The 14,235-nt window shown below is 41.5% G+C and carries 18 protein-coding genes; 10 read left to right on the top strand and 8 right to left on the bottom strand.

The window, feature by feature from the left end:
- Positions 1–24: 24 nt before the first annotated feature.
- A complete protein-coding gene (mutY, locus tag B4U37_RS05215) occupies positions 25–1,131 on the bottom strand; it encodes an A/G-specific adenine glycosylase (protein ID WP_088017393.1) in 1,107 nt (368 codons plus the stop codon).
- Between the two features lie 17 nt (positions 1,132–1,148).
- Positions 1,149–1,466, bottom strand: a complete 318-nt coding sequence (locus B4U37_RS05210) for a hypothetical protein (RefSeq protein WP_088017392.1) — start codon at positions 1,464–1,466, stop codon at positions 1,149–1,151.
- Positions 1,467–1,551: 85 nt separating this feature from the next.
- On the opposite strand from B4U37_RS05210, the gene B4U37_RS05205 reads away from it, so the two are divergent.
- A complete protein-coding gene (locus B4U37_RS05205; protein WP_088017391.1) occupies positions 1,552–2,538 on the top strand; it encodes a metal-dependent hydrolase in 987 nt (328 codons plus the stop codon).
- A 32-nt stretch (positions 2,539–2,570) separates the two neighbouring features.
- On the opposite strand, the gene B4U37_RS05200 is transcribed toward B4U37_RS05205, so the two are convergent.
- The gene (locus B4U37_RS05200; protein ID WP_088017390.1) at positions 2,571–2,840 is read right to left on the bottom strand and encodes a YfhJ family protein; all 270 of its coding nucleotides are present in this window, start codon (positions 2,838–2,840) and stop codon (positions 2,571–2,573) included.
- A gap of 154 nt (positions 2,841–2,994) precedes the next feature.
- Here B4U37_RS05200 and B4U37_RS05195 point away from each other — a divergent pair, with 154 nt between their 5' ends.
- Both B4U37_RS05195 and B4U37_RS05190 read left to right on the top strand, forming a co-directional pair.
- Positions 2,995–3,159 carry a small, acid-soluble spore protein K gene (locus B4U37_RS05195; RefSeq protein ID WP_010198995.1) on the top strand — a complete coding sequence of 55 codons (165 nt, stop codon included), beginning with the start codon at positions 2,995–2,997 and terminating at the stop codon, positions 3,157–3,159.
- Positions 3,160–3,244: 85 nt separating this feature from the next.
- On the top strand, positions 3,245–3,415 hold the full coding sequence (locus tag B4U37_RS05190; RefSeq protein WP_010198993.1) for a YpzG family protein: 171 nt from the start codon (positions 3,245–3,247) through the stop codon (positions 3,413–3,415).
- A 24-nt stretch (positions 3,416–3,439) separates the two neighbouring features.
- Here the strand turns inward: B4U37_RS05190 and B4U37_RS05185 are convergent, their stop codons facing one another.
- Positions 3,440–3,757, bottom strand: a complete 318-nt coding sequence (locus B4U37_RS05185) for a YfhH family protein (RefSeq protein ID WP_088020160.1) — start codon at positions 3,755–3,757, stop codon at positions 3,440–3,442.
- Positions 3,758–3,869: 112 nt separating this feature from the next.
- Here B4U37_RS05185 and B4U37_RS05180 point away from each other — a divergent pair, with 112 nt between their 5' ends.
- Positions 3,870–4,529, top strand: a complete 660-nt coding sequence (locus B4U37_RS05180; RefSeq protein WP_088017389.1) for an SDR family NAD(P)-dependent oxidoreductase — start codon at positions 3,870–3,872, stop codon at positions 4,527–4,529.
- Between the two features lie 50 nt (positions 4,530–4,579).
- Here B4U37_RS05180 and recX read toward each other — a convergent pair whose 3' ends face one another.
- Positions 4,580–5,380, bottom strand: coding sequence for a recombination regulator RecX (recX, locus tag B4U37_RS05175; RefSeq protein ID WP_088017388.1), 801 nt, complete (start codon positions 5,378–5,380; stop codon positions 4,580–4,582).
- Positions 5,381–5,488: 108 nt separating this feature from the next.
- Here recX and B4U37_RS05170 point away from each other — a divergent pair, with 108 nt between their 5' ends.
- The 5 genes from B4U37_RS05170 (at position 5,489) to B4U37_RS05150 (ending at position 9,201) form a co-directional block, all read left to right on the top strand.
- Positions 5,489–6,400: a TIGR01777 family oxidoreductase gene (locus tag B4U37_RS05170; RefSeq protein ID WP_088017387.1), complete on the top strand. Its 912-nt coding sequence runs from the start codon at positions 5,489–5,491 to the stop codon at positions 6,398–6,400.
- A 23-nt stretch (positions 6,401–6,423) separates the two neighbouring features.
- On the top strand, positions 6,424–7,551 hold the full coding sequence (locus B4U37_RS05165) for an amidohydrolase (protein WP_088017386.1): 1,128 nt from the start codon (positions 6,424–6,426) through the stop codon (positions 7,549–7,551).
- A gap of 235 nt (positions 7,552–7,786) precedes the next feature.
- Entirely contained in the window at positions 7,787–8,350 is a 564-nt protein-coding gene (locus tag B4U37_RS05160; protein ID WP_088017385.1) for a GNAT family N-acetyltransferase, read from the top strand.
- A 103-nt stretch (positions 8,351–8,453) separates the two neighbouring features.
- On the top strand, positions 8,454–8,576 hold the full coding sequence (locus B4U37_RS05155) for a YfhE family protein (protein WP_010198963.1): 123 nt from the start codon (positions 8,454–8,456) through the stop codon (positions 8,574–8,576).
- A gap of 427 nt (positions 8,577–9,003) precedes the next feature.
- A complete protein-coding gene (locus tag B4U37_RS05150) occupies positions 9,004–9,201 on the top strand; it encodes a YfhD family protein (RefSeq protein WP_088017384.1) in 198 nt (65 codons plus the stop codon).
- Positions 9,202–9,304: 103 nt separating this feature from the next.
- Here the strand turns inward: B4U37_RS05150 and B4U37_RS05145 are convergent, their stop codons facing one another.
- Both B4U37_RS05145 and B4U37_RS05140 read right to left on the bottom strand, forming a co-directional pair.
- The gene (locus B4U37_RS05145) at positions 9,305–9,490 is read right to left on the bottom strand and encodes a hypothetical protein (RefSeq protein ID WP_088017383.1); all 186 of its coding nucleotides are present in this window, start codon (positions 9,488–9,490) and stop codon (positions 9,305–9,307) included.
- Between the two features lie 124 nt (positions 9,491–9,614).
- On the bottom strand, positions 9,615–10,145 hold the full coding sequence (locus B4U37_RS05140; RefSeq protein WP_088017382.1) for a DoxX family protein: 531 nt from the start codon (positions 10,143–10,145) through the stop codon (positions 9,615–9,617).
- 504 nt (positions 10,146–10,649) lie between these two features.
- On the opposite strand from B4U37_RS05140, the gene B4U37_RS05135 reads away from it, so the two are divergent.
- On the top strand, positions 10,650–12,158 hold the full coding sequence (locus B4U37_RS05135) for a gluconokinase (protein WP_088017381.1): 1,509 nt from the start codon (positions 10,650–10,652) through the stop codon (positions 12,156–12,158).
- 501 nt (positions 12,159–12,659) lie between these two features.
- Here B4U37_RS05135 and nhaC read toward each other — a convergent pair.
- Positions 12,660–14,060 (bottom strand): Na+/H+ antiporter NhaC, encoded by a 1,401-nt coding sequence (gene nhaC, locus B4U37_RS05125; protein WP_088017380.1) that lies wholly within the window; start codon positions 14,058–14,060, stop codon positions 12,660–12,662.
- Positions 14,061–14,235 lie beyond the last annotated feature (175 nt).

Here is a 14,235-nt window from a genome sequence, read left to right as displayed (position 1 = left end):
CGACAAAGGTTGATCCTCATTTTTTCACTCTACTGTTTTAAGGTATTCCTTCCACATATTCTGATGCGAAACAGGAAAAGCAAACTCCTTCATTTCCTCTTCCGTAACCGGGACAAGATCACTTCCCTCTAGAAGTTCACCGTCCCAGCTTCCAACATACACATTCACATCCCATACTAAGTGAGAAAAAACATGCTTAATATCACATACATATTCGCCTAGTGCCACGTTCAAACCATATTCCGTTTTCATCAATTGCAGTAACTGCTGCTTCGCCGTTCCAAGCTCATCTACTTTTACAAAATTCGGGAACTCCCACAGATTTGCCAATAAGCCTTCACTTGGTCTCCGGTGAATCAGAAAGCGACCATCTTTATCTTTAAAGATCCCTGCAACTAGCGCAACCTGCTTTGTTGACTTCTTTTTTGTTTTAACAGGAAGTTCTCGCTGAACTCCTTCTGCAAAAGCACGGCAATGCTCGCGAACAGGACATAACAAACAGGATGGTGAGGTTGGTGTACAGACCATTGCACCGAGTTCCATCAATCCTTGATTAAAAAAGGATGGGTTCTCTTTTGAAATAAGATCCCGAATGACCTCTTCAAAAACTTTCCGTGTTTTAGGCTTGGCAATATCATCTCTAATCAAAAGGATCCGTGATAACACCCGCATGACATTTCCATCCACGGCAGGTTCTGGGACACCATATGCGATACTAAGAATGGCTCCAGTCGTGTATGGGCCTACTCCCTTTAACGTAGAGATTTCCTTTGGTGTATTCGGGACAATCCCTGCATAGCTTTCATGCACCTCCCTAACTGCACTTTGCAGATTTCGGGCACGAGAATAGTAGCCAAGTCCTTCCCAAGCCTTCAATACCCTGTCTTCCTCCGCTTCCGCTAAGCTTTGGATGTTTGGGAATTGTTCAATAAAGGAATTAAAATAAGGGATAACTGTGTCCACTTTCGTCTGCTGGAGCATGATTTCTGAAACCCATACTTTATAAGGGTCCTGATCTTTACGCCATGGAAGATCTCGTTGCTCCCTTTCAAACCAAGTAATTAAATCATGTTGAAAACCATATATATCAAAGTCATCTAGTCGTTCGTGATGGGTACTTTCTTTTTTCAAAATAAACCTCCATGTCGTTAGCTAGAAATTTTCAAGCCTATATATTCAACCGCACCTGCTTCTGTATCAATAAATTGGGACAATTCATGAAAAACGTTGCTCTGTTGTGAACCTCGCAATGCTTTCATGGCAAAATAATGTGATTCGGTTGGAAGTAAAAAAGATTCACGATAATAAGCAGCTCCTTTTTCAGAACCGGCTTTTGTCCAGCGATAATCATTTGCTCCCATTTGATTCATAGCGTGCAGAACCCGCTGCATCGTTTCTTCGTATTGAAGAGTCACTGTTTCCTTTATAGGATATTGAATGAAAATATGCAACTGTTTTGTTATCATGTTTGAAAACACTCCTTTTGCATCAGACTAAATAGAAAAGAGAAAAGCATCCGTTTTACCGAAAAAACCGGAAGGAGGCCGACCATTGGATACTGGAACACATGTTGTAATGGGTATTGCTATCGGTTCCATGGCTACCATAGATCCATTTGTGGCAAGCAGCCCTGAAACAGCAACAGCTATCATGATTGGAACAATAATTGGTTCACAGGCGCCTGACACGGATACCATCTTAAAATTCAGGAATAATGCGACATATATAAGAAATCACCGTGGAATCACACATTCCATTCCGGCAGTATGCCTCTGGCCGCTATTAATAGCACCGGCCATTTATTTGTTCATTCCACAAGCTAATTTTCTTTACTTATGGATTTGGACATTTATAGCAGTAATCCTTCATGTTTTTGTCGACATTTTCAACGCTTATGGGACACAGGCGCTCCGACCTTTTACAAAAAGATGGGTGGCACTGGGGATTATTAATACCTTTGATCCTGTCATATTTGGATTTCATATCGCCGGGCTAGTCCTTTGGGGAGCTGGATTTCACCCTGGCTACACATTCTTGGCGATTTACGGCATATTAATTGCCTATTATGTGTTGCGATATCGGATGCAGCAAAAAGTGTTGCAACAAGTGAGGGAAATCATCCCAAGTGTAAAGCAGACCTTGATTTCACCGACACTTTATTGGAACCAATGGCATTTGGCAATAACTACGAAAGATAATTTTTATGTAGCAAGAGCGGTCAAGTATCAGATTTTCATTCATGATACTTTTGAAAAAGTACCTCTACCCGAAAACGCCATCATCGAGGCGGCAAAATTCGACGACAATGTTTCCGCATTTCTTTCCTTCTCACCTGTGTACCGATGGGAGATGGAAGAATACGACGACCATTATGAGGTTCGGTTCATCGATCTCAGGTACCGGAGCAAGGATTATTATCCTTTTGTGGCCATCGTACAGCTTGACCACGATTTGAATATTATTAGTTCCTATACTGGATGGATTTTCAGCGAGGAAAAGTTGCGAACAAAATTAGAAATTATCCCTAATATAGACTAAACCGCCCGCCCAATCGATGGGCGAGCGGTTTTTTAATGTGTCAGATGATCATCTGCATTCAAGAGATGCTTATATTTGGGATTATTCGAAAAGAATTCGTGAAGGCTGTCTCCATGACGGTCAATGATTTGCATGACCATTCTCTCTGTCATTTCTTTTCCCTTATATTCATATCCTGCCTTTGCATAGGAGCTCTCAAAATCTTCCCATAAAAGTTCCACCCAGGTTCTCGCCTTATCATATGTTAATGCAGAGTTCTTTTCCATCAGATGATCTGCCAATCGTTCAAAATATTGCTCCATCGTAACACTCCGCTTTCGTTTGGTTTAATTTCACTATGCTTATCATTACATATAATCACATCTAAAATCCAATATTAAAGATAGATGTTGGGTTATCTTACGGTTGAGTTTTCCCTGAAGGTACCCTCATCCACTTACCGAGGAGGCGAGTCGCATGAGGAACAAAGCGAGAAACTTTCCAAACCCCAATGACAACAAGTTTGAAGGGGAAGGTCGTGCAAAGTCTGAATATGCTTCAAAGCGTGCTAATGGAACGATTAATACGCATCCACAGGAGCGCATGCGTGCTTCTGGTGCCAGAGAAGAAGATACATTCTAAACTTTGTGGATAAGGTTTTTTCGTGTTTATAGCTTATCTGCCGCTATGAATTTCGGATCTACCCAACTAATAGGAGGTTGTTATCATGGCAAAACAAAATCACAAGCCATCACGCAGTAATCCTTTTACGTTAAATGACCATCCGTTTCCGCAGCCTAATGCACATTCCAAGCACTCGTTCCGTCAAGTAAACGGTGAGACGCAACAAGCTCAGAATATCCAGATCTTAGAAGTACAAACAAGAAAAAGATCTTAAAGCTCACAAAAAAGCAAAGAGGCCTTACGCTTCTTTGCTTTTTTCGTTCATAAGCATGGAGATTGGCAGACCTTCTTCTTCCTTGCTGGTGGTACCGCCCTGCATTCTATGCCCCCATGCAAAAACCCCGTTCATGTATGTAATCTTAAAATGGACGCCTGGATCGCCTTCTATTTCATACACGTCTCCTGGTTTAAAGTCATCTGGATCTAACATATAAGCTTTTGCCATGGTAATCTTTCGTTCCAATACCGCAAATTCATTTACTATACCGAGCTGTTCCGCCTTTCGCGCCTTTTCTTTTAGTGTCGCGATTTCCTGATGCAGTTCATGTGGTGTCATTTGACTGTAGCGCTTATCCTGTTCCACTTGCTTTCCCCCTAAAAAATCTATATAAAATAAGAATAGCACGATTCTAACATTACAAAAAGCTATTAAGAAAAGAGTGATGTACATGCATACCATTCTGATTACAGGTGCAGGCACAGGCCTCGGCAAAGAATTGGCACTATCATACGCGAAAAAAGGTTACTCAATTATAGTGACAGGCAGAAGGTTAGAACCTTTAGAGGCTGTAAAAGAAGAAGTTCAATCTGTTGGGGCAAAAGCATTCGCCTACCAAATGGATATAAGCAATGCAGAAGATGTAAAGAAGATTGTAGGTAGAATCACTTCAGAACATGAGGTTGACTATTTACTGAACAATGCGGGTGTAGGCTGCTTTGGTCCGTTAACAGAATTAGATTCCGATGAGATCGAAACAGCAATTCAAACGAACGTACTAGGGACGATTTTTTTGACAAAGGAACTACTTCCTCATTTGTTGAAAAGAGAAGATGCCAAAATTATGAACATCATCTCCACTGCCGGCCAAAAAGGAAAGGTCAATGAAAGTGTCTATGTTGCAAGCAAGTTTGCAGTCCGCGGTTTTACCGAAAGCCTCCAAAAAGAATTAGAAGGAAAAGTCCATGTTATCGCAACTTATATGGGCGGAATGGACACCCCATTTTGGGATGAAACCGATCATATTAAAGACAAGTCCAGGTTAAAATCTCCCAGAGAAGTGGCGGAGATGATAATTGCTCAGGATGATAAGTTGGAGATACAGATATAGTTTATATGCAGCCGTTTGGAACGAGGTCTGTTCCAAACGGCTGTTTTTCTCTAATTCCCCTCATTCTCCTCCAGCCACCGATCAATTAAGTCCATCCCAAATCCCTTTCTATACAAGGCACCCTTCATTTTCATCTTATATTCGTACCCCTCAAGCTTTGCGTATTTTCGGTCGTATTTTTCTGCCTGTTTTGCAATTGCTTCCCACTCTTCAGATGTATCTTCTTCAAGTTCCGCCTCTTCCACCGCAATTTTAATAACAGAAAAAGCATATCCTTTTCTCATTAATGCTTGCTCCACTTTTTGAATCATGATCTTAAAAGAGTCTTTTTTATATTTTGGTGCATACTTTAAGACAAGCTTTACCGCGTGCTCAATCTCTGCTTCCTTACTATATTCCGTTTCAAGCACTTCTTCGATAATTTCTTTGTTTACGCCTTTTTCGAGTAATTCTTGTACAATGACCCCTCGTCCTTTCAACGTCGTGTTCACCTGAGTCCTTACATACGCGTTTGTGAATTCCCTGTCATTCAAATAGCCCTGCTCCTTCAGTCTTACGACAATTTCTTTACCGACAAACGGTTCATATTCTTTTTCTTTTAAATAATCTAGGATCTCTTTCTCTGTTCTCATCCGAAAAGAGAGATAGTGGACAGCCGTATGATATGCCTTATTTATTTGGTCACTAAAGAGGATTTCTTCTATATCCAGCTCGTCTAGTTCCTTGCCTTTTATTAACTGAAACTTCAATAGCGTCCCTTCGTACACAGCAAACGCATATTCCTCGTCCAAGAAAATATTGAAGCGTTCTTTATTTTTTTGCTGTACTGATATTTTTGTTATTTTACCCATATAAGCTTTCACTCCGTTTCATAGCACATTGGCCCGTATTAAATAAAGGATAATTAGGGAAAAGAACTAATATAGTATGTAAGATATTCTCTATGGAGGGTGATATAGATGAAGATTGCCATTGCAGGCGGTACGGGGCTTGTTGGTCAAGCTCTGACAGACCATTTAATTGATAAAGGACATTCTATCTTTATTTTAACGCGAAACAGCTCGAATAAAAAGGAAAAAGCAAATGTCACCTATGTAGAGTGGCTTAAAGAATCTTCCTCCCCGGAAACAAGTTTGGATGGAATGGATGCTTTTGTTAACCTAGCGGGTGAATCCATCAACAGTGGTCGCTGGACGGAAGAACAGAAAAAGAAAATAATTGAGAGCCGCATTTCATCCACAAAAGAAATCAATAAAATTATCGGCTCGCTGCAAAATAAACCGGAAGTTTTGGTGAATGCAAGTGCCATTGGCTATTACGGCACTTCTGAAACGCAAACTTTTACAGAAGAAGACATCACTCCAGGATCCGATTTTCTTGCTTCGACCGTGTACGCCTGGGAAAAAGAGGCGGAACATGCGAAAGCTGATGGAGTCCGCACTGTTTTTACCCGTTTTGGCATTATTTTGGACAAAGACGAAGGTGCACTGCCAAGGATGATGCTTCCTTACAAAATGTTTGTTGGCGGGAAAATCGGTTCTGGTGAACAATGGATGTCCTGGGTGCATATTAAAGATGTAGTTGGAGCGATTGCTTTTTGTTTGGAAAATAAAGAGTTAGAAGGGCCTGTGAATGTAGTGGCCCCAGAGCCAAAACAAATGAAAGACTTTGGTAAAACGCTTGGAAAAGTGATGGGCCGCCCACACTGGTTTCCAACGCCTGGTTTCGCTTTGAAGGTTGCCTTTGGAGAAATGAGTGTGCTTGTACTTGAGGGTCAAAAGGTGCTACCGGCAAAATTAGATGATAAAGGATATATTTTTTTATTTTCCCATCTTGATGACGCTCTGTCCGACATATTACAATCAAAGTAATGACAGAAAATTAGGAGTCTTCTATGGGAATCGTTATGTTTCGAAACGCGACCGTCTACCCCGTCACTTCACCTCCAATTTATAACGGAGATGTGATTACCGAAAACGGTAAAATAAAGATGATTGGCAAAGGATTAACCGTCCCGGAAAACGGGAAAGTGATAGAATGTAATGAAAAATATTTAATGCCTGGTTTTATTGATGTACACACACATCTTGGCCTATATGATGAAGGTACCGGATGGGCAGGAAATGACGCCAATGAGACAGTCGAGCCCTTGACTCCACATATCCGAGCACTAGATGGAGTACATCCTTTTGACCCTGGTTTTCATGATGCCATCCAGTATGGAATCATAACCGTTCACATTATGCCGGGAAGTGCGAATGTGATTGGTGGAACCACCTCGGTTATCAAAACTCATGGCGTGAACATTTCTAAAATGATCATTCAGGAAACTGCTGGCCTCAAGGTCGCTTTTGGAGAAAATCCAAAGCGCATTCACAGTCAGGGCAATAAGGATTCCATTACCCGCATGGGAATAATGGGTATGCTTCGTGAAGCCTTTTATCAGGCAAAATATTACGACAACCCTGAAAACCTGCGTGTAAAGCCAATTGTGATGGCACTTGAACAGAAGATTCCTGTTCGCATCCATGCTCACAGGGCTGATGATATTATGTCTGCCGTCCGTTTTGCAGATGAATTCAATCTACGTTTTACGATTGAACATTGCACAGAAGGGCATTTGATCGCAAACGAATTGCGAGGACGAAACATGAAAGTCTGCGTCGGTCCGACGATGACAAGGAGATCTAAGATTGAACTAAAAAACAAAAACTGGAGAACCTATCAAGCATTAGCAGAAGCTGGTGTCGAAGTTTCCATTACAACGGACCATCCATATACCCCAGTACAGTATTTAAACGTGTGTGCCGCATTGGCAGTTAGGGAAGGTTTAGATGAACAAAAAGCACTAGAGGGAATAACCATTACAGCTGCTAAAAACCTGAATGTTTCCGACCGGGTCGGGAGTATCGAAACAGGGAAAGATGCCGACTTGGTACTATGGTCTCATCACCCTTTTCAATTCCTCGCAAAGCCTGTCATGACAATGGTTGAAGGTGAAATAATTTACCAAAAAAATTAACAAAAAAGTAGTTTCTTTTTTAAATAAAATCGAGTATGATACGTAGGTAAACAAAATTAAATCAACTAACAATTTGTGTTTAAAATGTTAGGGAAGGCAAATGGTGCGCCACCAGTTTAACTGGTTCTAGTGGGTTCGATTCCCACCCCGAAATTTTTTGTAATTTAAAAAATTTCGAGGGTGGGCCAGTCTTCACGTGAACGTGACAGTTCTGCCCTCAATTGGAGGGTTAGACATGCTCAAAAAACGTGATTTCCAAGAATCTCAAACTCTTTATGAGTTAATGGTGCACCCTGAAGTCTTCCCTTTTGTGCGTCATAAAGCGTATTCCTACGATGAGTTTCTTTTCCTAACAAAACAAACCATCGAAGCAGAAGAACGCGGAGAATTGATTTCACGTACCATTCTTGATGAGTGGGGCACTCCAATTGGAACAATCAATCTTTTCGACGTGCAAGACGGAGCTGGCTTCCTAGGCACTTGGCTAGGCAAACCATACCATGGCAAAGGCTACAACCAGCCTGCCAAGGATCAATTCTTCGAGGAACTCTTTTACGAACTCGATATTCAATCCATTTTCATGCGCATCCGCAAGGTAAATGTTCGTTCCACTAAAGCGGCGGAAAAGCTACCTTATGTGGTTCTTGCAAATGAAACCCGTAAAAGCCTGTTAGATGAAATAAACTGCGGAGAAGATATCTACAATCTTTACGAAATCTCACGCGACCAATATACACTATACAAACTGCGCACAGGTCACGAAGTGCTGCATGAAGAGCATCAGTTAAAAGAAGCTTAATAATATCGCGTCTGCCCTATGTTGTGGGGCAGGCGTTTTTTAGTATATTTTCCCACCTTTTAGCTAAAACTATTAGTATGCAGATAGTAAGGAGGGATTCTTGATGAATGATAAAAAGCGTCGTGAAAAAACAAAAACTACATTGAGCAAAACGCAGGAAGTTACCTACTCTCGTGAGTTTAAAATGGCAGACCGAGTTGGAGGTTTTACGGAAAGACGCAGATAGTTTTTTTAGCTTGGTTACTTGGTTGACTTGGTTGACCCTTCCCTAAAGGCTGTTAAGCTCTAACGGGAAGGGTTTTTCATTTGCCGGGGCTCGCTCTAAGGACTTGACTCGCTCGGATTTTCGAATCGGGCGATATCTGAGCATAATCGGGCGATTTTTCGATTTTACGGGCGATAATTGAGATTTACGGGCGACTTTTTGAAGGAATCGGGCGAAAATTTAAAATTACGGGCGATAATAGAAATAAACGGGCGATTTGCAAAAAAAACAACATCCTGGACAGCTACCAATATTCTGACCAACGCTTCCTCTCCAACATCTCCCTCACATCACCCTCCTCTTCTCCGGTTAACCTATTCAAGAAGACATAAAGGGTCAACAAACGTATGTACCTAATGTCTATCGCATATTCTTAGGAGGGTTTCGAATGGGACGTTCACGCGGACATCAATCTGGTGGCAAGAACAAATCATCACTTCCACAAGTACCTAAGAACATGAAAAAAGCTGCACAAGATGCAGAATTCGCGAACGAGCAGCATGCAGATAATGAAATCCTTGAAGCACAAGCTCGCGCATCAGCAGCTGGAATTAAACGGAACAGCAAGAAAGATACCTTTAGATAGTTCCACATTTAAGTCGGGCTTGAGTGAACAAAATCATGCCCGGCATTTTTTATGAACTTAAAAAAGCACTTACCCTCAGGTAACTGCAATTTGCACTATTAGATCATGGTCCCAAATGCTTTGAAATATCAGCCGGCCCCTGCCTTTGTGCTTCATCCTTAATCGTTTCAATGCCTTCCTTCACTTTCTTGTCAGACATGGATTTATAACGATCAGTTTTTCTATCTAACAAATATCCGAATACTAAAAAAGCCACAACTACAATAGAGACTACTATCCAAAAAATCATCAATCTCGCCCCCTTAATTACTACTCTATTCTACACTTATCCAATAATCCCCTTTTATTTTTCCGCAACAAAAAAAGCAACGTAAAACATCTTACGTCGCTCTTTCCATTCAACCCTCTTTAATTTAATGAGCTGCTGCATGCCCTCCATCCATAGTCTTCCGACCGTTCCCACCGGTACGTTTCATCTTGCGTTCATCCATTTTCTCTTTAATATATCTAACCGCAAAGCGATCTAGCCCGTAGAAGGTAGCTGCCGTACCTGCTGCAATCAGTAGTATCGCTGCTGTATATAATACCGGGTTCGTGCTGACTGTTCCGGCAAGTAAGAAGTTCAGGTTCATAAAGGCCCCCGCCAACAGTGCGGGCATCGTTGCTAAGCCAAGTATAAGTGCAATCCCCACAAGTACCTCGCCCCAAGGGATTAATATGTTGATCAAACCAACGTTAGGCAACGCTACATTCTCAAGAAATCCTGCGTACCAGCCTTGTACCGCCGGGTGTGCTCCTTCCGCTTTTGCGATGGCGCCATGTAGAAATCCTTCTGCATTAAATGTTCCTATTTTCGGCAAACCGGCCTTTAGCCATTGTACCCCTAACCAAACTCTTAAAACTGTCCAAAGGATTGCCATTTTCGGTCCACGTAACCATTTCATGATTTACTCCTCCTAGATTTTTAGTTTGTGAAGTTTTTCACAATGACCCGTAAAAAAAATTTAGCCGGCTAGCTCTCTTACTTTTGCTTTAGAAAGTTTGTGAAGTTCTTCACTTACTTTCTATCTTTACTATACATCCATTTCCCATCATTTACAATGGAGTTCACAAATTGTTCGCAATATTTATTTTGTTAACAGCCATTACAAACCACAGTACATTCTTATTTATAAATATAAACAAATCATTCAATTCCGAATAGTATTTTGTGGATAAATTTTCAGAATGTTGTTGATAATGTGGATAAACGTGTGTATATCCCGTCTATCAAGAAAACTGGCTGTGCACAACTGCAAATAAACATGACTTTAGCACCATGAAACATTAATTTTCACGTTACCCAATACCTATACTGAAATAATTCTTATCTTTTTCAAACAGATTGATATTAACTGCTCACAACGATTAAAATAAAGATACTACGATAAAGCGAGGTGTGGTACATAATGAGCAACTATGTCATCGGATTGGATATTGGCACCTCCACAACCAGATCTGTCATTTTCAATAGAAATGGAGTAGTGATCTCTGAATCAGAGCATGCCTATTCTACCTACCGTCCGAAGCCTAATTACTCTGAACAAAATCCATTGGAGATCGAGAGTGCTGCACGTCTTGCCATCTCTACTTCCATCAGTAAATTAAAAATCACACCAAATGATATTATTGGTCTAACTATTTCTGCTCCTATGCACAGTTTAATTTGTATAAATGATCAAAACGAACCGATTTCGCCACTGATTACTTGGGCTGACGGTAGAAGCTATCCACAGGCTGCCATTATGAAGGAGTCTTACGGACAGGACTTATATGAGCAAACAGGAACACCCATTCATCCCATGTCCCCTTTTGTAAAACTTATATGGATGAAAGAGAATCAATATCCGCCATACTATGAAGCAACACGGTTTGTTTCTATAAAAGAATATATCTTATACAAATGGTGCGGGACGTGGGAAGTGGATTATTCTATTGCCTCTGCAACAGGGCTTTTCAATATCTATACACTACATTGGGATGTGGAGGCACTTGCCATAGCAGGTATAAATGAGTCTCAGCTATCCAAAGTGGTTCCCTGTACCACACAAGTTGGCCCCCTTACCACTCGCGTTGCAAAAGAATTGCTTTTACATACTTCCACCCCCATTATCATCGGGGCTAGTGGCGGTGTGCTTGCCAATATCGGTGTAGGCGCCACAGAGGAAGGAGAAACTGCCTTATCGATTGGTAGCAGTGGGGCTATCAGAAGATTCACCACCCAAAAAACAATCGACGCGGAACAACGTACCTTTCAATATGCGTTTACGAAAGAAAGTCGCATCGTTGGGGGTGCAACTAACAATGGTACAATTTTAATGCAATGGCTGGCAAGACAATTTTCTTCCTTAACCAAAAAAGAAACGATGGAAGTGGCAGATCTTGAAGCACTTGCTGCAACATCAAGCGCAGGGGCTAACGGGCTATTTTTTCTGCCACATATGAATGGAGAACGTGCTCCAAAATGGAATGCTAAAGCAAAGGGTGGTTGGATGGGGCTCACTCTATCTCATACGAGTGCTGACATGATTCGCAGCGTAATGGAAAGTGTTATTTTCAATATGTATGAGATTCACGAAACCCTTCACGAAAAAGAAAACCCTACTAAAAAGTTGATAGTCAGCGGTAGCTATGCTCTCTCGCCACTATGGGTACAGATGACAGCAGATATTTTTCGCAAGACTGTCATTTTAACGGATAGTACACATGCTACGGCGTGGGGCGCTGCCTGGCTTGGGATGTTTGCACTTGGAGAAGTTGAGTCCCTTGAAGCCATTAAAGCATATATCCCGATAAAGCATGAGGTATTGCCTACAGTCCGAAATGTGGTCATGTACGAGGAATATTACCACCTTTACCGTGAGCTATATAATAAAAATAAACCATTATTTGCAGAAATAGATCGTTTGCAATACTGACCATCATAAAGAATAATCGTGCAAAATATGTCTGGTCCTTTTAAATCTAAAACTTTAGATGATTGGTTACTCGCCGCTGTTACTTTCCGCAAATGGCTTCGCTTTCCACGGGGCGACCTTGAGCCTCCTCGCAACGCTTGGGGGGTCTCAACATTGCCGCTACTTCCCCGTAGGAGTCTTCGCCATTTGCTCCAATCCACAGCTGGAAATTACAAATACTTAATGTTTATGTTTTACAGTTAACTTAGTGTGAGAGCTTTTTATTAATCCTACATTGAATGGAACTTCCTTGTTGATTGGAGTGGAAGGCGCGCAGACCCCGCGGGAGGAAGGGACAGGTGAGACCCCACAGGCGCAAGCCGAGGAGGCTCACGGACCGCCCGCAGGCAAGCGAAGCGCCTGGAACGGAAATCAACTTTATTATTATATTTTATTATCCTCTAAAAAAAGAGCTAGCAGCCATATTGATGACTGTTAGCTCTTTTATGATTTCAATCAACCTTACCCTTTTACTTGTTCTCTTTTCCTAATACTGATCCCCGTAAAACCATAAAACAGGCTTAATAAAGGACTAACCAAGCAAAAGAGGGCATACGGCAAGTAATCCAACACAGGTACTTCAAGCACCCCTGCCATGAACACACCACTTACTCCATACGGAATTAATGGGTTGATGACTGTGCCGGCATCTTCTAGTACTCGTGCTAAATTTTTTGGTGCAATTCCTTGTTTTTCATATTCCTTTTCAAAGGCCTGACCGGTTAATATAATGGACATATACTGCTCACCAACTGTTACATTTACTCCGATTGCTGTTGCAACGGTAGCGAAAATCAGCTTTCCTGTGGACGTTACAAATGATTGGATCATAATTAGTAAACGTTCCATTACACGTAACTGCTGAATTAATCCACCCATACTTAAGGTAAGCAACACAAGGGATACTGACCACATCATGCTTTGGATGCCACCCTTGGTCAAGATACTGTCTATCACTTCGTCTCCAGTTGACCCGGTATATCCATTTTGCATCACATCCATAAGTTGGGCCATTTGAACTCCCGGTTGAAGGACGAATGCCATCACAGAACCAACGATAATACCGACCATCATGACAAAAATTGCAGGCACGCGCTTTAGTGCCACTCCAAACATGACAACAGCTGGTAATAATGCCCAAACACTGACCATGCCCTCTTCTTTTAATACCTTAGGCAATTCTGCAAAATCTCCTACCTGTCCACCGCCATTACCAAAAGAGAAAAATCCGAATGCCACTAAACAAATGACGGTTGCCGGAATGGTTGTCCATAACATGTGACGGATATGCTCAAACAAATCTACCTTGCATACCGCAGAGGCGATATTCGTAGTATCTGATAGAGGTGACATTTTATCTCCTAAAAGAGCCCCCGAAATAATCGCTCCTGCCACAATCGCAGGATTAAATCCCATGCCAGTCCCAAGTGCGATAAAGGCCACCCCAACCGTTGCGGCTGTAGTGAAGGAACTGCCGATGCTGATTCCGATAATAGCGGTGATAATAAATACGCTAGGAAGAAAGAATGGAGCGGAAATGAGCTGTCCTCCATAGTAGATGAACGTCGGTATGGTACCAGACAGCATCCATACCCCGATTAATATTCCAATTAGAATAAATAATAAAATGGGGGTTAGACCTTCCTTTAAACCATTTTTCAAGCCCGTTTCAATATAGTCCCATGAATGCCCTTTAACTAAGGAAAATGCTATCAAGACCATGATACTCGCAAAAATAGGTATATGAGGCTCTGCTTTAAAAATAAACAATGATATAGAAATAATTGCGATAATGCTAAAAATCAAGAAAAGAGCTGCAAGGCCGCTAATGTGTATCTTTTCTTTTTGTATTTGCTGCTCCATGATGTTCCCTCCAAAAATAAAATTGCCTACCTGTTAATTTGCACCAAAAAAGCTTCTTCATCCCTAAAGCAAGGGACGAAGAAGCTCCGCGGTACCACCCTAATTGGCAAAAATAATGATTGCCCACTCATCTGCATGGATAGCCGTTTAAAAATATGTACTGTACTTCATTTTC

This window comes from Sutcliffiella horikoshii (assembly GCF_002157855.1).
In the GTDB taxonomy this organism is placed as follows: Bacteria; Bacillota; Bacilli; order Bacillales; family Bacillaceae_I; genus Sutcliffiella_A; species Sutcliffiella_A horikoshii_C.
This window is presented reverse-complemented; position numbering and strand designations above follow the sequence as displayed.